Origin of the sequence: Mesorhizobium sp. M0037, from assembly GCF_040323635.1 — a bacterium.
GTDB lineage: Bacteria > Pseudomonadota > Alphaproteobacteria > Rhizobiales > Rhizobiaceae > Mesorhizobium.
Genome location: NZ_JAMYVB010000010.1, coordinates 25,907 through 42,355, shown reverse-complemented (window position 1 = coordinate 42,355; position 16,449 = coordinate 25,907). Strand labels below are relative to the sequence as shown.

General features: G+C 62.4%; 22 protein-coding genes. All 22 read right to left on the bottom strand.

Features of this window, described 5'->3' with window-relative positions; all coding sequences use genetic code 11:
* Positions 1-32: 32 nt before the first annotated feature.
* Positions 33-824 carry an ATP12 family chaperone protein gene (locus NKJ78_RS16555; protein WP_352459019.1) on the bottom strand — a complete coding sequence of 264 codons (792 nt, stop codon included), beginning with the start codon at positions 822-824 and terminating at the stop codon, positions 33-35.
* Positions 825-835: 11 nt separating this feature from the next.
* Positions 836-1,693: a DMT family transporter gene (locus NKJ78_RS16550; RefSeq protein ID WP_081726945.1), complete on the bottom strand. Its 858-nt coding sequence runs from the start codon at positions 1,691-1,693 to the stop codon at positions 836-838.
* A 62-nt stretch (positions 1,694-1,755) separates the two neighbouring features.
* Complete coding sequence (locus tag NKJ78_RS16545; RefSeq protein WP_023672769.1) at positions 1,756-2,736, bottom strand: RluA family pseudouridine synthase; 981 nt, start codon at positions 2,734-2,736, stop codon at positions 1,756-1,758.
* A gap of 132 nt (positions 2,737-2,868) precedes the next feature.
* Entirely contained in the window at positions 2,869-3,243 is a 375-nt protein-coding gene (crcB, locus tag NKJ78_RS16540) for a fluoride efflux transporter CrcB (RefSeq protein ID WP_023682593.1), read from the bottom strand.
* Between the two features lie 24 nt (positions 3,244-3,267).
* The gene (locus NKJ78_RS16535) at positions 3,268-4,098 is read right to left on the bottom strand and encodes an aspartyl/asparaginyl beta-hydroxylase domain-containing protein (protein WP_352459020.1); all 831 of its coding nucleotides are present in this window, start codon (positions 4,096-4,098) and stop codon (positions 3,268-3,270) included.
* A 183-nt stretch (positions 4,099-4,281) separates the two neighbouring features.
* Positions 4,282-5,592 carry a replication-associated recombination protein A gene (locus NKJ78_RS16530; protein ID WP_023730668.1) on the bottom strand — a complete coding sequence of 437 codons (1,311 nt, stop codon included), beginning with the start codon at positions 5,590-5,592 and terminating at the stop codon, positions 4,282-4,284.
* 47 nt (positions 5,593-5,639) lie between these two features.
* On the bottom strand, positions 5,640-7,133 hold the full coding sequence (locus tag NKJ78_RS16525) for a DegQ family serine endoprotease (RefSeq protein WP_023734056.1): 1,494 nt from the start codon (positions 7,131-7,133) through the stop codon (positions 5,640-5,642).
* A 197-nt stretch (positions 7,134-7,330) separates the two neighbouring features.
* Positions 7,331-7,762 (bottom strand): 50S ribosomal protein L17, encoded by a 432-nt coding sequence (rplQ, locus tag NKJ78_RS16520; protein ID WP_023691248.1) that lies wholly within the window; start codon positions 7,760-7,762, stop codon positions 7,331-7,333.
* A 101-nt stretch (positions 7,763-7,863) separates the two neighbouring features.
* A complete protein-coding gene (locus NKJ78_RS16515) occupies positions 7,864-8,874 on the bottom strand; it encodes a DNA-directed RNA polymerase subunit alpha (RefSeq protein ID WP_023682599.1) in 1,011 nt (336 codons plus the stop codon).
* A 102-nt stretch (positions 8,875-8,976) separates the two neighbouring features.
* Positions 8,977-9,366 carry a 30S ribosomal protein S11 gene (gene rpsK, locus NKJ78_RS16510; RefSeq protein ID WP_006205444.1) on the bottom strand — a complete coding sequence of 130 codons (390 nt, stop codon included), beginning with the start codon at positions 9,364-9,366 and terminating at the stop codon, positions 8,977-8,979.
* Positions 9,367-9,493: 127 nt separating this feature from the next.
* Positions 9,494-9,862 carry a 30S ribosomal protein S13 gene (gene rpsM / locus NKJ78_RS16505; RefSeq protein WP_006205445.1) on the bottom strand — a complete coding sequence of 123 codons (369 nt, stop codon included), beginning with the start codon at positions 9,860-9,862 and terminating at the stop codon, positions 9,494-9,496.
* Positions 9,863-10,075: 213 nt separating this feature from the next.
* A complete protein-coding gene (locus tag NKJ78_RS16500; RefSeq protein ID WP_023701778.1) occupies positions 10,076-10,684 on the bottom strand; it encodes an adenylate kinase in 609 nt (202 codons plus the stop codon).
* Complete coding sequence (gene secY / locus NKJ78_RS16495) at positions 10,681-12,021, bottom strand: preprotein translocase subunit SecY (RefSeq protein ID WP_352459021.1); 1,341 nt, start codon at positions 12,019-12,021, stop codon at positions 10,681-10,683. Before secY ends, NKJ78_RS16500 begins: the two co-directional genes overlap by 4 nt.
* Positions 12,022-12,278: 257 nt before the next feature.
* Entirely contained in the window at positions 12,279-12,749 is a 471-nt protein-coding gene (rplO, locus tag NKJ78_RS16490) for a 50S ribosomal protein L15 (protein ID WP_023672760.1), read from the bottom strand.
* Positions 12,750-12,771: 22 nt separating this feature from the next.
* Entirely contained in the window at positions 12,772-12,969 is a 198-nt protein-coding gene (rpmD, locus tag NKJ78_RS16485) for a 50S ribosomal protein L30 (RefSeq protein ID WP_006205449.1), read from the bottom strand.
* A gap of 24 nt (positions 12,970-12,993) precedes the next feature.
* A complete protein-coding gene (gene rpsE / locus NKJ78_RS16480) occupies positions 12,994-13,557 on the bottom strand; it encodes a 30S ribosomal protein S5 (protein WP_006333394.1) in 564 nt (187 codons plus the stop codon).
* A 154-nt stretch (positions 13,558-13,711) separates the two neighbouring features.
* On the bottom strand, positions 13,712-14,071 hold the full coding sequence (rplR, locus tag NKJ78_RS16475) for a 50S ribosomal protein L18 (RefSeq protein ID WP_023682602.1): 360 nt from the start codon (positions 14,069-14,071) through the stop codon (positions 13,712-13,714).
* 140 nt (positions 14,072-14,211) lie between these two features.
* Positions 14,212-14,745, bottom strand: coding sequence for a 50S ribosomal protein L6 (rplF, locus tag NKJ78_RS16470; protein WP_023682603.1), 534 nt, complete (start codon positions 14,743-14,745; stop codon positions 14,212-14,214).
* A gap of 41 nt (positions 14,746-14,786) precedes the next feature.
* Complete coding sequence (gene rpsH, locus NKJ78_RS16465; protein ID WP_006205453.1) at positions 14,787-15,185, bottom strand: 30S ribosomal protein S8; 399 nt, start codon at positions 15,183-15,185, stop codon at positions 14,787-14,789.
* A gap of 12 nt (positions 15,186-15,197) precedes the next feature.
* Positions 15,198-15,503, bottom strand: coding sequence for a 30S ribosomal protein S14 (gene rpsN, locus NKJ78_RS16460; RefSeq protein ID WP_010909282.1), 306 nt, complete (start codon positions 15,501-15,503; stop codon positions 15,198-15,200).
* Between the two features lie 27 nt (positions 15,504-15,530).
* Positions 15,531-16,130, bottom strand: coding sequence for a 50S ribosomal protein L5 (rplE, locus tag NKJ78_RS16455; RefSeq protein WP_023672755.1), 600 nt, complete (start codon positions 16,128-16,130; stop codon positions 15,531-15,533).
* Positions 16,123-16,437: a 50S ribosomal protein L24 gene (gene rplX, locus NKJ78_RS16450; protein WP_013531428.1), complete on the bottom strand. Its 315-nt coding sequence runs from the start codon at positions 16,435-16,437 to the stop codon at positions 16,123-16,125. The genes rplE and rplX overlap by 8 nt, the downstream gene beginning before the upstream one ends.
* Between the last annotated feature and the right edge of the window lie 12 nt (positions 16,438-16,449).

Here is a 16,449-nt window from a genome sequence, read left to right as displayed (position 1 = left end):
GTATTAGGTGCAGTGCGGCAAAAGGCCGAGGATCAGGTCTTCAGCGCATCGAGCAGGCCGATGGCCGCCATCATGTCGCGCTTGCGGGCCGAGCGGCGTGCCACAGCCTCGGCATCCTGGCCCCAATGCTCGATTTGCCAGTCCTCGTCGACATGGCCGGCGGCCCAAGCCGCGTCGCCATCGAGCGCGCCGTAATCGACCGCCAGCGCCAGCAGCGCCGACCCGGTCAGCGAACTCATGACATGGATTGCAGCCAGCCGCAGCGGCTCGGCACGCTGGGCAAGATGGGCGCCGAGGACGGCGAGGCTTTCGCGCGGCTGCTCGACATGGATGATGCCCTCGGCGAGGTTGAACCGAGCCCCTAATGTCGCCCTCGCCCAGTCGATCACCGGATCCCAATGCTGGTTCTGCCGCTCGACCAGCCCCTGCGGCGCGTCGGCGCGGTAGCAGGTCAGATCGGACGAGGCGAAGCGCAAGACGTCCTCCAGCACCGCCTGCGGGTCGCTGGCGACGCCGTCGATGGCGGTGTTGACCAGACGCAGCACCGGCATCGTGACCGGGTCGATGGTCTCGCCCTGTGCAGCGAACTCATTGGCGACCAGGGCGGCGGCGTTTTCGGTCGGCAGCGCCAGCAGCGCCTTGCCCGGCGTGCGCACCGGCTTGCCATCGAGGTGGACGGCAAAACCGTCCTCCACAGCTACGACCGACACGTCCTTGTAGAAGCGCTTCGGCAGGTGCGTCTTCATCTGGATCTGCGCGCGGCGGACCGGATCCGGATCGGACAGATGCTTTCCCGCTTCGAGGTCGTTGAGGATGTCACGCATGGTCGAACTTTCTATCCAGGTACCTGCTTGCGCGCCGGCCGGTTGACGATGATCAGGCCGACAGCGATCAGCCCAAGCGCCACAAAGATCCTGGTCGTCGGCGCCTCGCCCAGAATGATAGCGCCGCAGAGGACGCCGAACACCGGCGACAGGAAAGCGAAGCTCGACAGGGCCGATGCCGGATAGCGCCTGAGCAGCCAGAACCACAGCACATAGGTGAAGGCAACTATATAGAGCGACTGGAACAGCAGCGCCAATGCCGGCAAGGCACTGACCGCGCGGATCGGCGGGCCAGCGAAAGGCATCACCAGGACACCGACAATGGCCGCACCGGCCAACTGATAAAGCAGCAATTTCTCGGCACTGGTCTCGACCAGTTTCGAACGCTTGATGACGATGCTGGTCGCCGCCCACAGGATACCGGAGCCGAGGCTGAGCAGATCGCCCATCAAGGTCATCTCGGTGCCGCCGGCAATCCCGTCGGAAAACACCGCCACCAGGCCGCAGAAGGCGAGAACGAGCCCGCCAAGCTTGCGCGCGTTGATACGCTCACCGAGCAGGAAATGGCCGCCGATCAGGACCCAGAACGGCATGGTGTTGACCAGCAGTGTGTTGCGAGCAACGGTCGTGTATTCCAGCCCGATATAGAGGCACAGGAACTCGACGCCGAACAGCACGCCGACAATGATGCCGGCGACAAGCGACCCGTCGGCCTTAAACAACCTGATGCCGCGCAGCCAGCACCAGCCGAGCACACAGAGCCCGCCAATGATCGAACGTGCGATCGAGACGAAAACCGGATCGAAGCCTGCATAGGAGATCTTGGCGGCGACGTAGTTCAGCCCCCAGGAAAAGGTCAGCCCGACCATGATGGAAGCAGCCGCCAGATCGACCGCATCGCGGCGATCCAATGCCGAGGCAACGGCCAATGTCAGTCCTCCGCGCTGGCGTCGTCGAAGCCGATCAGGTTCCAGCTCTGGCGCATATGCGGCGGCATCGGCGCGGTGACGTCGATGACGCCCTTGTCCGGGTGCGGAATGACGATGCGGCGCGCATGCAGATGCAGGCGGTTTTGAATGCCGCCCGGAAAGTCCCAGTTGGTGTCGGCCTCGAAATATTTGGGGTCGCCGAGGATCGGGCAGCCGATATAGGCGGCATGAACGCGCAGCTGGTGGGTGCGGCCAGTGTACGGCTCCATTTCCAGCCAGGTCATCGTCTGAGCCGCCTGCTCGATGATGCGATAGTAGGACACGGCGTGGTCGGCGCCCTTTTCGCCATGGGCTGCCACGCGCACGCGGTCGCCGTCCTCGGTCGGTTCCTTGATCAGCCAGGTCGAGATCTTGTCCTCGCGCTTGGGCGGGACACCTTTGACCAGCGCCCAATAGGTCTTCTTGGTCTCACGCGCCCTGAATGACTCGGAAAGCTTCATCGCTGCAAGCCTGGTGCGGGCAACCACCAGCACGCCCGATGTGTCGCGGTCGAGCCGGTGCACCAGGCGCGGCTTCTCGCCCTTCTGGCTGCGCCAGGCCTCCAGCATGTCGTCGACATTGCGGGTGACGCCCGAGCCGCCTTGCACCGCCAGGCCCGCCGGCTTGTTGAAGACGAAGACTTTTGGATCTTCGTGGATCAGCATCTTGGCCAGCACATCGGCGTCGCCCTGGTTGCGGATCGAGTAACCCGTAAGCGCACTCTCGCCCTTCTTGTCGACCTCGAGCGGCGGCACACGCACCACCTGGCCGGGCTCGACACGGCTGTCGGCCTTGACCCGGCCGCCATCGACGCGGATCTGGCCCGAGCGCAGCAACTTCTGCAGATGGCCAAAGCCGAGGCCGGGGAAATGGGTTTTGAACCAGCGATCGAGCCGCATGCCCGCCTCGCCGGCCTCCACCGTGATCTGTTCTACGCCTGCCATGATTTTCGCTTTATCCGTTTCAACGCGTGACCCCGAAAATCTACTCCGGCTTTCGGAAAGGATCATGCGCAAGATCAAAGTTTCTGCAGCGCGTCCAGGAGGATGCGCCGTGCTCTAGGCCGGGCAATAACACTATGAAACGGTTCTTGCGAGCCAAAGTCCCAGAAACAGGGCGATAATGGCGCCAACGACACTGGCAAGCGCATATCCCAACGCCGTCAGCGTCGCTCCGCGCTCCCACAGGGTCGCGAAATCGAGCGAAAAGGCGGAGAAGGTGGTGAAGCCGCCAAGGATGCCCGTGGCGACGAACAGCCGGAGCTCATTGGAACCGCCGCGCCGCATCAGCGCGGCGACGAACAGCCCCATAACAAAGGAGCCGAGGATGTTGATCGCCATTGTCCCCCAGGGGTAGTTGGGGCCGACGAGGCGCAAGGCGCCGATGTTGGTCAGGTGGCGGATGCCGGCGCCGATGCCGCCGCCGACCACAACGAGAAGCAGATTGAACATGCCCAATCCCTTCAGGCCAACGCCTCAGGTCGTCTCGACCTTCTTTGCCTTGCTCGAGCCGATCATCTTCCAGTTCTTGTAGAACATGGAATTGATGCGCTCGACGGTGACCGAAACGATGGCGAGAAGTCCGGCGATGAAGCCGGGGAACGGCGACGGGCGGATTATGTCCATGAACACGCAGTAGCGGCGTCCGTCATACTCGTTGACCGAGCGGTGCAGCAGCGTGTCGTCGAAAATATAGAGCGGGTTGTCGTGCCAGTAATTCCTGGCGCCGTTGCATTCGACGAAAACCTCTGCCTTCACCGGCAAGAGATTGTAGAGGATGCGCAGGCTGAGCCGAAGCGGTCCGAAATGCCAGGAAGTCGATTCCTTGCCTCTGAAGACAGACACGGCAATGGTCTTGATGTATTTGAAAGCCTTGTTGAATTCCGCGACATTGTCGATCCGGTGCTTGCCGTACCACTGATAGACATACATGCCGCGACGACCGGTGCCGAAATTGGCGTCGATATCGGCGATGATCTCGTCCTTGCGCGCCTTGAAGACGTCAAGAACCTCGTTGACCTCGCGCTGATAATCGGCGGGAAACTGCTCCAGCTTCCACACGCCCGGGTTCCTGTAGCAAACGAGGTCCACCAGCAGATTGAAGGGCGACAGCAGCCAGGTGAAGATGCCATTGCCGAGGAAATAGCCGCGCAACAGCGACAGATCCTTGTTGGCGTTGCGCAGCACATCGATCAGGCCGCAGACGATCCAGATCGTGGTCAGGATCGGAATGAAATAGAATCCGAGCGCGAGCAGCGGGACAGCAATCACAGCCTGGCGAAGCATTTTGCGAAGGGATTTTGTCATTTTCTGTTCGCGCGGCGCGCTGTCCCCGTTCCGAATTATCGCCCGTCCTGGCAGCCTCCCGGCCGAGTCATGCGACGTGATAGGGCTTTTTGTCATGCGGTACAATCACACTGCTGTGACTGGCGGGGACAGAATTTCAGTTCATCGCGGGCAGGCCGAGTTCGTCCCGTTTGTCCCGCGCGCCTATTTTTCCCGCTCGCTGCGCAGCTTTGCCCAATAGTCCAGCCGTTTCTTGATATCGCGCTCGAAGCCGCGTTCGGGCGGATCGTAAAAGGTCTGCCGGCCCATCTTTTCGGGGAAATAGTCCTGGCCGGAAAAGGCATCGGGCTGGTCGTGATCGTAGCGGTAGCCGGCGCCGTAATCCTCCTCTTTCATCAGCTTGGTCGGCGCGTTGAGGATGTGCTTGGGCGGCAGCAGCGAACCGAACTCCTTCGCCGCCCGCGTGGCTGCCTTGAAGGCGGTATAGACGGCGTTGGATTTGGGCGCGGTGGCGAGATAGACGGTGGCCTCGGCGAAGGCCAGTTCGCCTTCGGGCGAGCCGAGATAGTCGTATGCGTCCTTGGCGGCGTTGGCCACGACCAGCGCCTGCGGGTCGGCGAGCCCGATATCCTCCATCGCCATGCGCACCAGCCGGCGGCCGAGATAGAGCGGATCCTCGCCGGCGTCGAACATGCGGGCGAGATAGTAGAGCGCCGCGTCGGGATCGGACCCGCGCACCGATTTGTGCAGCGCCGAGATCAGATTGTAGTGGCCGTCCTGGCCCTTGTCGTAAATCGGCGCGCGGCGCTGGACGATGCGCTGCAACCCTTCGGGATCAAAAACCTCGCCGGGTTTGGCGGCGCGCCAGACTTCCTCGGCCAGCGTCAGCGAGGCCCGGCCGTCACCATCGCTCATGCGGATGAGCATCGCCCGCGCCTCTTCGTCGAGCGGCAGCGCCCTGCCCTCTGTCTCCTCCGCGCGCGTCATCAGCTTGGCGATGCTCTCCTCGCCCAGCGAGTGAAACACCAGTACCCGCGCGCGCGACAAAAGCGCGGCGTTCAGCTCGAAGGACGGATTTTCGGTCGTGGCGCCAACCAGCACGACGGTGCCGTCCTCCATGACCGGGAGAAACGAATCCTGCTGGGCGCGGTTGAAGCGATGGATCTCGTCGACGAACAGCAGCGTCTGGCGGCCATTGGTGCGACGCAGCTTTGCCGCCTCGAACACTTTCTTCAAATCGGCAACGCCGGAAAACACCGCTGAGATCTGCTCGAAGGCAAGGCTGGTCTCGCCGGCCAGCAGCCGCGCCACGGTGGTCTTGCCGGTGCCGGGTGGCCCCCAGAAAATCATCGAGCCGAGCGAACCGGAGTTGATGAGCCGCGTCAGTGCGCCGTCGGGGCCGGTCAGATGCTCCTGGCCGACGACCTCGCCAAGGTTTTTCGGGCGCAGCCGATCGGCCAAAGGCCGGCCGGGCGGCGCTCTTTCCGGTTCATCGACGCTGAACAGATCGGCCATCTAGGTCTTCTGGTTGGAGCACGATCCTCAGAAATGGGAAGATCGCCTCAGTAACGCAACACCTGGCGCAGTATCTGCCCGCCGCGCTCGACGGTAAAGCGCCACCAGCGTGTATCCTGCTGGGCAAGCTGCGCCAGTGTCGCCGCCGTATCGACCGTCGTGCCGTTCACCTCGCGCACGATGTCGCCCGGCTGGAAGCCGAAATCGGCGGCCGGCGAATCGCGGTTGATGTCGACCACGGTGACCCCCTTGAGGTCGGTGCGCAGGCCAAGCCGCTGGGCGAGCCTGGGCGACAGTTCCGCGACCTTGGCGCCGGAGAACGGGCTGCGGCCATGCAGGGTCACTTCCGACGCCTTGGCGCCTTCCGGCGCGCGCTCCAGTGCAATCTCCATCGTCGCCTGCTGGCCCTTGCTCAGGATGGCGAAGGTCGCCTTGGTGCCGATCGACAGGGTCGCCATGCGGTAATCCAGCGCCTCGATGCCTTCGACCGTCGTGCCATTGAGCTGCAGCACGACATCGCCGGGCTTCAGCCCTGCCTTGGCCGCCGGTCCGGCTTCCTCAACCGACGACACCAGCGCACCGGTCGGCTTATCCATGCCAAGCGATTCGGCGATCTGCGGTGTGACCGCTTCGAACTCGGCGCCTATATAAGGCCGCTCGAAGAAATCGAGCCCGGCCTTGGCCGCGTCGGCGAAGGCGCGCACCATGTTGGCCGGGATGGCAAAACCGATGCCGATCGAGCCGCCGCTGCGGCTGTAGATGGCGGTGTTGATGCCGACCAGCTGGCCGCCCATGTTGATCAGCGCGCCGCCGGAATTGCCGGGATTGATGGCGGCGTCGGTCTGGATGAAATAGCCCGAATCCGAAACGCCGATATGGCTGCGGGCAAGCGCCGACACGATGCCGCTGGTGGTGGTCTGGCCGACGCCGAACGGATTGCCGATGGCCAGCACCAGGTCGCCGACCTCGAGGGCGTCGGAATCGCCGATGGCGATCACCGGAAACGGCTTGTCGGAGGTGATCTTGAGCACGGCGAGGTCGAGCGTCTCGTCCTTGAGCATGACCTTCGAGGTGAATTCGCGCCCGTCCGCGGTCGCCACCTTGACCTCGTCAGCATCCTTGATCACGTGGAAATTGGTGACGACCACGCCGCTCGGGTCGACCAGCACGCCCGAGCCGAGCGAGGATTGCGCGCGCGGCTGCGCGCGGCCGAAGAATTCCTCGAAGAAAGGATCGCCGTCAAAGGGCGACGTGACCTTGGCCGTCTGCGAAGCATAGACATTGACCACCGCCGGCGCCGTCTGCTTGACCAGGGGCGCAAACGACAGCTGTACCTCTTCGCGGCCGAACGGCACGCGCTTGTCGGGACCGGAGGTGCCGTTCTCGCCTTCGACGCCATGCAGGAGGTCGGTCAGCACATCGGAGAGCCCCGGATCGGCTGGCTTGGCGGCGTCCTCGGCCAGCGCCTGCCTGACTGTCGGCGCGGCTGCGAACGCCATCATGGCGAAGAGCAGAACAAGAGACAGTCGGTTGGCGCGCATTCGCGAATCCTCCAAGGCAAGTTCGGGGGCATTGTCCCGACGATTGTGCAGAATGAAAGGCTAATGCACTGAAATGCGGCGATTGTCGTGCAAAAGCACTTGGCCGGCAGGCAAAAAAAGCCCGGCGAAGCATGCCCTTGCGACAATGCAAAAAGGGGCCCGAAGGCCCCTTGAAAGTCATTTGCGAAAACCGAGCCTTATGCGGCAGTGGCTTCCTCGTTGGCGCCTTCGGCTTCGAGGCGGGCGCGGTCGCCGGCGCCCTTGGCGTCGGTGTCGCGGTCGACGAACTCGATGACCGCCATGGCGGCATTGTCGCCGTGGCGGAAGCCCGCCTTCATGATGCGCAGATAGCCGCCGTTGCGGTCGGCGTAGCGCGGCGCAATCGTGTCGAACAAACGCTTGACGACGCCTTCATTGCCGATCTGGGCAATGACCTGGCGGCGCGCATGCAAGTCGCCGCGCTTGCCGAGCGTCACCAGCTTCTCGACGATTGGACGCAAATCCTTCGCCTTCGGCAGGGTGGTGACGATCTGCTCATGTTCGAGCAGCGACACGGCGAGGTTGGCGAACATCGACTTGCGATGGCTAATGCTTCGGGCGAAGCGGCGGCCTTTAAAACCGTGGCGCATGGCTCTTTTCCTTCAGTTGTTCAAGAGGCCACGGCCTCTGATGGTTTTCCGCATGACCGTCGGATCGAGCGGCCCACGCCGCCGATCCTTGGACTTCATGCTCAATATTGGTCTTCGTAACGCTTGGCGAGGTCTTCGATGTTTTCCGGCGGCCAGTCCGGCACTTCCATGCCGAGGTGCAGGCCCATCGCCGCGAGCACTTCTTTGATCTCGTTCAGCGACTTGCGGCCGAAGTTCGGGGTGCGCAGCATCTCGGCTTCGGTCTTCTGGATGAGATCGCCGATGTAGACGATGTTGTCGTTCTTCAGGCAGTTGGCCGAACGCACCGAAAGCTCGAGTTCGTCGACCTTCTTGAGCAGCGCCGGGTTGAAGGCAAGCTCGGTGACGGCCTCGGTGGCGACTTCCTTCTGCGGCTCGTCGAAATTGACGAACAGGCCAAGCTGGTCCTGCAGGATGCGGGCAGCGAATGCCACCGCGTCCTCGCCCGAGATCGAACCGTCGGTCTCGATGGTCATGGTCAGCTTGTCATAGTCGAGAACCTGGCCCTCGCGGGTATTTTCGACCTTGTAGGAGACCTTCTTGACCGGCGAATACAGGCTGTCGACCGGGATCAGGCCGATCGGCGCGTCTTCGGCGCGGTTGCGGTCGGCCGGCACGTAACCCTTGCCGGTGTCGACGGTGAATTCCATGCGGATTTCAGCGCCCTCGTCCAGCGTGCAGATGACGTGGTCGGGGTTGAGGATTTCGACGTCGCCAACCGTCTGGATGTCGCCAGCCAGAACCGCACCCGGGCCCTGCTTGCGAACGACCATGCGCTTGGGACCATCGCCTTCCATGCGGATGGCGATTTCCTTGATGTTGAGGACGATGTCGGTCACGTCCTCACGCACGCCGGCAATCGACGAGAATTCATGCAGAACGCCGTCGATCTGCACGGCGGTGACAGCCGCACCGCGCAGCGAAGACAAAAGCACGCGGCGCAGCGCGTTGCCGAGCGTCAGGCCGAAGCCACGCTCGAGCGGCTCGGCGACCAGCGTGGTCAGCGTCTTCTTCTTCGACGAGAACTCGATCTTGTTCGGCTTGATCAGTTCCTGCCAATTTTTCTGGATCATGATGCTTTCCTTCCGTTGACCCGCCACCATCCAATCGTGGCGGGCGACCTGGAGTGCCGTGGAGGAGCGCCTTGAGGCGCTCACGCGGCGTTCGGTAATGTCTTAGACGCGGCGCTTCTTGCGCGGGCGGCAGCCATTGTGCGGGATCGGCGTCACATCACGGATCGAGGTGATGGTGAAGCCGGCCGCCTGCAGGGCGCGAAGCGCCGATTCACGACCGGAGCCGGGTCCGCAGACCTCGACTTCGAGCATGCGCATGCCGTGTTCCTGGGCCTTCTTGGCGACGTCTTCGGCAGCCATCTGGGCGGCGAACGGGGTCGACTTGCGCGAACCCTTGAAGCCCTGGGCACCGGCCGACGACCAGGCAATGGAATTGCCCTGCGCGTCGGTGATGGTGATCATCGTGTTGTTGAAGGTCGAATTGACGTGGGCAACGCCCGACGAGATGTTCTTGCGTTCGCGACGGCGAACACGAGCGGCTTCCTTGGCCATGATAGTCCTTTCAGTTGATCTCTACACCGCCGTAATGCCAGCGGCTCCACCTTTGAAAGCGAGTAGTGAGCAGGGACCAGCGAATAGGGAACCCCTACTCGCTAATGGCTACTCGCTATTCGCTCACTTACTTCTTCTTGCCTGCAATCGACTTGGCCGGGCCCTTGCGGGTGCGTGCATTGGTGTGCGTGCGCTGGCCGCGAACCGGCAGCGAACGGCGGTGACGCAGACCGCGGTAGCAGCCGAGGTCCATGAGACGCTTGATGTTCATCGACACTTCGCGGCGCAGGTCGCCTTCGACCTGGTAGTCGCGGTCGATGGTCTCGCGGATCTGCAGCACTTCCGCGTCGGTCAGCTGGTTGACGCGGCGCTCGGCCGGGATGCCGACCTTGTCGACGATCTCCTGGGCGAACTTCTTGCCAATGCCGTGAATGTACTGAAGCGCAATGACGACGCGCTTGTTGGTCGGAATGTTGACGCCGGCTATACGAGCCATATTCTTCTCTTCTCCATGTGGGACCGGCCGGCCTTCAAAAAAAGGGGCATGCGCGGCGCTGTTCAAATTACCCCGCGTCCGGTGGAGGCCGGCCCTTGCGGGAGTTCCCTAGTTTCAATGCGGCTGCCTTGCCCTTGCGGACAAGCAAGCCTCATGCCTGATAGGAAGACGGGCCGCCATAACCCAGCGAACCGTTCCAGTCAAGCGCAATCTTTACTTTACCGTAACGGTCTCCCGCGTCACCGCCGCGAGCAGCGCTTCAATCTCCGCCGTCACGGTGTCGACAGGGGCCATGCCGTCGACACTCCTAAGCGAGCGTTTGGCATAATAATAGCCGATCAGAGGCGCGGTCTTCTTGTAATATTCCCGCAGGCGCTCTTCGAACACCACCGGATTGTCGTCCTTGCGCACCGGCTGTCCGGCGGCCTTGGCGTCGTCGGCGCGCTTGACGATGCGGCCGACCAGCGCTTTGTCGTCGACGACGAACTCGATCACGGCATCGAGGCCAATGCCGCGCTCGGCGAGCATCGATTCAACCGCATCAGCCTGCACCAGCGTGCGCGGATATCCGTCGAGGATGAAACCGTTGGTGCAATCGGGCTGATCGATGCGCTCGGCCACGATGGCGTTGACGATTGCGTCGGAAACCAGCTCGCCGGCATCCATCACCGCCTTGGCGCGCTTGCCGACTTCGGTGCCGGCCTGCACGGCCGCCCGCAGCATGTCGCCCGTCGACAGCTGCGGTATGCCGTATTTTTCTACCAGTCTTTGTGCTTGCGTCCCCTTGCCCGCTCCTGGCGGCCCAAGCAATATCAATCTCATCTGGCCTTCTTCCCCCCGCGCAGCTTCGACTTCTTGATCAGGCCCTCATACTGGTGCGCGATCAGGTGACCCTGGATCTGCGCCACCGTATCGAGGGTTACACTGACCACGATCAGAAGCGATGTGCCACCGAGGTAGAATGGTACGCCAGTTGCCGAAATCAGGAACTCGGGCAGCATGCACACCAGCACCAGATAGATGGCGCCGACGACGGTGATGCGCGTCAGGACATAGTCGATGTAATCGGCAGTGCGCTCACCCGGACGGTAGCCCGGAATGAAGCCGGAATGCTTCTTGAGCTGGTCGGCGGTGTCCTTCGGATTGAACACGATGGCCGTGTAGAAGAAGGCGAAGAACACGATCATTGCCGCATAGAACAGCATGTAGAGCGGCTGGCCGTGGCCGAGCGAAGCGAGCACGGTGCTTGCCCAGGCCGGCAGGTTTGTCGTCTGCGAGAAGCCGGCGACCGTTGCCGGCAGCAAAAGCAGCGACGACGCGAAGATCGGCGGAATGACGCCCGACGTGTTGAGCTTCAGCGGCAGATGCGAGGTGTCGCCCTGGAACATGCGGTTGCCGACCTGGCGCTTCGGATACTGGATCAGCAGGCGGCGCTGCGCGCGCTCGAAGAACACGATCAGCGCGATGACGATGATGGCCAGCACGATGATCGCGAGTATCAGCCCGGTCGATAGGGCGCCGGTGCGGCCGAGCTCCAGCGTGCCGGAGATGGCGCGCGGCAGGCCGGCGACGATGCCGGAAAAGATGATCAGCGAAATGCCGTTGCCGATGCCGCGGGCGGTGATCTGCTCGCCCAGCCACATCAGGAACATGGTGCCGCCAACCAGCGTGACGACGGTCGAGATGCGGAAGAACATGCCGGGATCGTTGACGATGCCGTTGCCGCCTTCCAGGCCCACTGAAATGCCGTAGGCCTGCACCAGCGCCAAGAGCACCGTGCCGTAGCGCGTGTACTGGTTGATGACCTTGCGGCCCTGCTCGCCTTCCTTTTTCAGCGCCTCCAGCGACGGAATGACCGAGGTCATCAGCTGCATGATGATGGAGGCTGAGATGTAAGGCATGATGCCGAGCGCGAAGATCGCCATGCGCTGCACGGCGCCGCCGGCGAACATGTTGAACATGCCGAGCACGCCCTTGGCCTGCGAAGAGAAGGCCTGCGCGAATGCATCCGGATTGATGCCGGGCAGCGGGATATAGGTGCCGAGGCGATAGACGAGCAGCGCGCCGACGGTGAACCAGATTCGCTTCTTCAGGTCCTCCGCCTTGGCGAAAGCCGCAAAATTCAGATTCGAGGCTAGTTGTTCAGCAGCCGAAGCCATGCCTGATTCTCCGCTAGAGCATGATGCCGAAAAGTGTGAAGCGGTTTTCGGACAACGTCATGCGCTACTTCTTTGATTTGTATGTCACGCTCGATGCCCGCAGCTCAGGCGGCGCGTGGCACCGAAGCTCACGAGATAAGCTCCGGGCTCTAAACATGCAAGCGGCCGCGTTGACGCGGCCGCCTAATTGATCGGATCAAAGCGCAATCGTGAACAAAAACGGATACCGTTCCTGCCGGCCGCGCTTCAAATTGCCGTTACTCCGCTGCCGCTTCCGGCAGCTTGACCGAACCGCCGGCCTTTTCGATCTTCTCGATCGCGGCCTTGGAGGCGCCGGCGACGTCGAAGGCAAGCTTTGCCTTGAGCTCGCCGTCCGAGAGGATGCGCACGCCGTCCTTGACGCGGCGGATGACGCCGGCGGCAACGAGTGCCTCGGCCGTCACGGTCGCCTTGGCGTCGAGCTTCTTGGCATCGAGCGCCGTCTGGATACGAGCCAGCGACACGACGACAAAGCTCTTGGCGAAGATGTTATTGAAGCCACGCTTCGGCAGGCGCCGATAGAGCGGCATCTGGCCGCCCTCGAAGCCGTTGATGGCAACGCCGGAGCGCGCCTTCTGGCCCTTGACGCCGCGACCGCCGGTCTTGCCGGAGCCGGAGCCGATGCCACGGCCGAGACGCTTCTTGGAGTGCGTCGCGCCGTCCTTGTCACGCAGATCGTTGAGTTTCATCTGGGTTCTCCTGCGCTTTTGCTCAGCCCTCGTCCACGACGCGGACGAGATGCTGGACGGCAGCGATCATGCCGCGCACCGAGGGAGTGTCCTCCAGCGTGCGCTGCTTGTGCATCTTGTTGAGGCCGAGGCCGACCAGCGTTGCGCGCTGTTCCTTCGGGCGGCGGATCGGCGAACCGATCTGCTCAACGGTGATGGTCTTGGTTGCTTTCTTGGCCATGGTCAAAATCCCTGGTCAGATCGACTATTCTTCAGCCGCAACGGCGGTGCCGCGGCGGGCCTGAAGGGTCGAATACTTGATGCCGCGCGCAGCAGCCACATCCTTGGGATGCATCTGGCTCTTTAGCGCGTCGAATGTGGCGCGAACCATGTTGTAGGGGTTCGACGAACCCATCGACTTGGCGACCACGTCATGCATGCCAAGCGTCTCGAAGACAGCGCGCATCGGGCCGCCGGCGATGATGCCGGTACCCTGCTTGGCAGCGCGCAGCAGCACGCGTCCGGCGCCCCAGCGTCCTTCGACGTCGTGGTGCAGCGTGCGGCCCGAGCGCAGCGGCACGAAAATCATGTCGCGCTTGGCCGACTCGGTTGCCTTGCGGATCGCTTCCGGCACTTCGCGCGCCTTGCCGTGACCGAAGCCGACGCGGCCCTTCTGGTCGCCGACGACGACGAGTGCTGCAAAACCGAAGCGACGGCCGCCCTTGACGACCTTGGCGACACGGTTGATGTGGACGAGCTTGTCCACCATGCCGTCATCGCGTTCTTCACGATCGCGGCCGCGGCCGCCATCCCTACGTTCCTGTGCCATATCCTGTTCCTTGTTTTTTTCCGGAAGCACGGTTGCTGATAAAATCCGGTGCGCCTCTTTGGGTCACCGGGGGCGAGTTATTTTTCCTTGCATGATCTTGTCCGAAAAGTCTGCAACTTTTTGCTGCGCTGACCTTCGGTTCGGGAACAGGCAATTAGAAGCTCAGACCGCCTTCACGGGCAGCCTCGGCCAGCGCCTTGACGCGGCCGTGATAGATGTAGGCGCCGCGGTCGAAGACGACTTCCTTGACGCCGGCCTTCGAAGCACGCTCGGCGATCAGCTTGCCAACAGCGGCTGCTGCCTCGGTGTCGGCGCCGGTCTTGAGCGAACCCTTGAGGTCCTTCTCGAGTGTCGATGCAGCCGCGATGGTATGGCCCTTGGCGTCGTCGATGACCTGCACGTAGATGTTCTTCGACGTGCGGTGAACCGAGAGACGCGGACGTTCGCCCGCGACCTTCTTGATCTGGCGGCGGACGCGCTGCGCGCGGCGCTGGATGGATTCCTTGGTAGCCATGATAGTCTTCCTTGCCTTCAAAAAACGGGGGCCGCCATGTGCGGTAGGCGAAAGCGCCTCCCGCGACCGCTCCCCGCGGCGTTGCACTTCTTTGGCTTGGCCTTTTCCGAAAAGTCTGCAACTTTTCGGGGCCAGGCTTACTACTTCTTCTTGCCTTCCTTGCGGACGATCTTCTCGCCGGCATAGCGGACACCCTTGCCCTTGTAGGGCTCGGGACCGCGATACTCGCGGATCTCGGCTGCAACCTGGCCGACCTGCTGCTTGTCGATGCCGGTCACGGTGATTTCCGTCGGCTTCGGCACGGTGATCGTGATGCCGGCCGGCGTCTCGTAAACGACGTCGTGGCTGAAGCCAAGCGCCAGCTGCAGGTTCTTGCCCTGGAGTGCCGCGCGATAGCCGACGCCGGTGATCTCGAGCTTCTTCTCGAAACCGTCCTTGACGCCCTGCAGGATGTTGACGATCTGCGTGCGCGACATGCCCCACTTGGAGCGGGCGGTCTTGGTCTGGTCGCGCGGCTGGACAGCGATTTCGCTGCCTTCCATCTTGACCAGCACTTCGTCGTTCACCACGAACTTCAGCTCGCCCTTGGGGCCCTTCGCCGTCACGGTCTGGCCGTTGACGGTCGCGGTCACGCCCTGCGGCAGCGAAACGGGTTTCTTTCCAATACGAGACATTTGGTTGTCCTCGTCACTTCTCTTGTTTCAGGTCTGCCGAATTAGAAAATCTGGCAGAGGATTTCGCCGCCGACATTCTGTTCGCGTGCTTCGTGATCGGCCATCACGCCCTTCGGCGTCGAAAGGATGGCGATGCCGAGGCCGTTGGCGACGTGCGGGATCGACTTGGCCGAGACGTAAACGCGGCGGCCAGGCTTCGAGACGCGGGCGATTTCGCGCACGACCGGAGCACCGTCGAAATACTTCAGCTCGATTTCGATTTCGGACTTGCCGTTGTCGAAGTCGGTCTGGCTGTAGTCGCGGATATAGCCTTCAGCCTTCAGCACGTCGAGGACGCGGGTACGCAGGCGCGAGGCCGGCGTCGAAACGCTCGACTTCTTACGGCCATACGCGTTGCGGATGCGGGTCAGCATATCGCCGAGAGGATCGCTCAATGACATGTTATGTCCTCCTTACCAGCTCGACTTGACCAGGCCCGGGATCTGGCCGTTATTGCCGAGATCACGAAGCGCGATGCGCGATACTTTGAGCTTGCGATAATAGGCGCGCGGACGGCCGGTAACTTCGCAGCGGTTGCGGATGCGGATCTTGGCCGAGTTGCGCGGCAGGGCAGCAAGCTTCAGCTGAGCGCGGAAACGCTCTTCCATCGGCTTGGACTGGTCCATGATGATCGCCTTGAGCGCTGCGCGCTTGGGACCGTACTGGTCGGCAAGCTTGCGGCGCCTGTTGTTCTTCTCGACTGAGCTGGTCTTTGCCATTTCAGATTTTTCCTTTTCTCGCTGCCGTTACTGGCGGAAGGGGAAGTTGAAGGCCTTGAGCAATGCCCTGGCTTCGTCGTCCGTCTTCGCAGTCGTACAAACGATGACGTCCATGCCCCAGATCTGATCAACCTTGTCGTAGTTGATCTCCGGGAACACGATGTGTTCCTTGATGCCCATGGCGTAGTTGCCACGGCCATCGAAGCTCTTCGGATTCAGTCCGCGAAAGTCGCGGACGCGCGGCAGTGCGATGTTCACGAGACGGTCGAGGAACTCGTACATGCGTTCCTTGCGCAGCGTGACCTTGGCGCCGATCGGCATCTTCTCGCGGACCTTGAAGCCGGCGATCGAATTACGGGCGCGGGTGACGACGGCCTTCTGGCCGGCGATCATCGCCAGGTCTTCGGCCGCGATCGAAGGCTTCTTCGAATCCGCGGTCGCTTCGCCGACGCCCATGTTCAGCACGATCTTGTCGATGCGCGGAACCTGCATCTCGTTCTCGTAGCCGAACTGCTCCTGCAGCGCCTTGCGGATGGTCTCGTTGTAGACCTGCTTGAGGCGCGGCGTGTTCTGGGCCTTGGACTGTTTGCTTTCAGCCTTGGGCTTCGTGGTTTGAGCCTTAGCCATTGATGACTTCTCCCGAGCGCTTGGCGACGCGCACCTTCTTGCCGTCCTTCTGGAAGATGAAGCCGACGCGGGTCGGCTTGCCATCCTTGGGGTCGGCCAGCGCGATGTTCGACAGCTGGATCGGCGCTTCCTTGGTGATGATCCCGCCCTCTTGGGACTGGGACTGCTTCTGGTGACGACGGATCATGTTGACGCCGCGCACCAGCGCGGTGTCTTCCTTCGGCTGAACCGAAAGGACTTCGCCCGAACGGCCCTTGTCCTTGCCGGCCAGCACGACGACCTTGTCGCCTTTTCTAATCTTTTGCATTGGTCCGGCTCC

Bases quoted from the DNA above. Each gene is read 5' to 3' on its own strand.
- NKJ78_RS16555 (WP_352459019.1), bottom strand. From the start codon at position 824: ATGCGTGACATCCTCAACGACCTCGAAGCGGGAAAGCATCTGTCCGAT.
- NKJ78_RS16550 (WP_081726945.1), bottom strand. From the start codon at position 1,693: ATGGTCGGGCTGACCTTTTCCTGGGGGCTGAACTACGTCGCCGCCAAG.
- NKJ78_RS16545 (WP_023672769.1), bottom strand. From the start codon at position 2,736: ATGGCAGGCGTAGAACAGATCACGGTGGAGGCCGGCGAGGCGGGCATG.
- crcB (WP_023682593.1), bottom strand. From the start codon at position 3,243: ATGTTCAATCTGCTTCTCGTTGTGGTCGGCGGCGGCATCGGCGCCGGC.
- NKJ78_RS16535 (WP_352459020.1), bottom strand. From the start codon at position 4,098: ATGACAAAATCCCTTCGCAAAATGCTTCGCCAGGCTGTGATTGCTGTC.
- NKJ78_RS16530 (WP_023730668.1), bottom strand. From the start codon at position 5,592: ATGGCCGATCTGTTCAGCGTCGATGAACCGGAAAGAGCGCCGCCCGGC.
- NKJ78_RS16525 (WP_023734056.1), bottom strand. From the start codon at position 7,133: ATGCGCGCCAACCGACTGTCTCTTGTTCTGCTCTTCGCCATGATGGCG.
- rplQ (WP_023691248.1), bottom strand. From the start codon at position 7,762: ATGCGCCACGGTTTTAAAGGCCGCCGCTTCGCCCGAAGCATTAGCCAT.
- NKJ78_RS16515 (WP_023682599.1), bottom strand. From the start codon at position 8,874: ATGATCCAGAAAAATTGGCAGGAACTGATCAAGCCGAACAAGATCGAG.
- rpsK (WP_006205444.1), bottom strand. From the start codon at position 9,366: ATGGCCAAGGAAGCCGCTCGTGTTCGCCGTCGCGAACGCAAGAACATC.
- rpsM (WP_006205445.1), bottom strand. From the start codon at position 9,862: ATGGCTCGTATAGCCGGCGTCAACATTCCGACCAACAAGCGCGTCGTC.
- NKJ78_RS16500 (WP_023701778.1), bottom strand. From the start codon at position 10,684: ATGAGATTGATATTGCTTGGGCCGCCAGGAGCGGGCAAGGGGACGCAA.
- secY (WP_352459021.1), bottom strand. From the start codon at position 12,021: ATGGCTTCGGCTGCTGAACAACTAGCCTCGAATCTGAATTTTGCGGCT.
- rplO (WP_023672760.1), bottom strand. From the start codon at position 12,749: ATGAAACTCAACGATCTGCGTGACAAGGACGGCGCGACGCACTCCAAG.
- rpmD (WP_006205449.1), bottom strand. From the start codon at position 12,969: ATGGCCAAGAAAGCAACCAAGACCATCACCGTTGAGCAGATCGGTTCG.
- rpsE (WP_006333394.1), bottom strand. From the start codon at position 13,557: ATGGCACAGGAACGTAGGGATGGCGGCCGCGGCCGCGATCGTGAAGAA.
- rplR (WP_023682602.1), bottom strand. From the start codon at position 14,071: ATGGCTACCAAGGAATCCATCCAGCGCCGCGCGCAGCGCGTCCGCCGC.
- rplF (WP_023682603.1), bottom strand. From the start codon at position 14,745: ATGTCTCGTATTGGAAAGAAACCCGTTTCGCTGCCGCAGGGCGTGACC.
- rpsH (WP_006205453.1), bottom strand. From the start codon at position 15,185: ATGTCATTGAGCGATCCTCTCGGCGATATGCTGACCCGCATCCGCAAC.
- rpsN (WP_010909282.1), bottom strand. From the start codon at position 15,503: ATGGCAAAGACCAGCTCAGTCGAGAAGAACAACAGGCGCCGCAAGCTT.
- rplE (WP_023672755.1), bottom strand. From the start codon at position 16,130: ATGGCTAAGGCTCAAACCACGAAGCCCAAGGCTGAAAGCAAACAGTCC.
- rplX (WP_013531428.1), bottom strand. From the start codon at position 16,437: ATGCAAAAGATTAGAAAAGGCGACAAGGTCGTCGTGCTGGCCGGCAAG.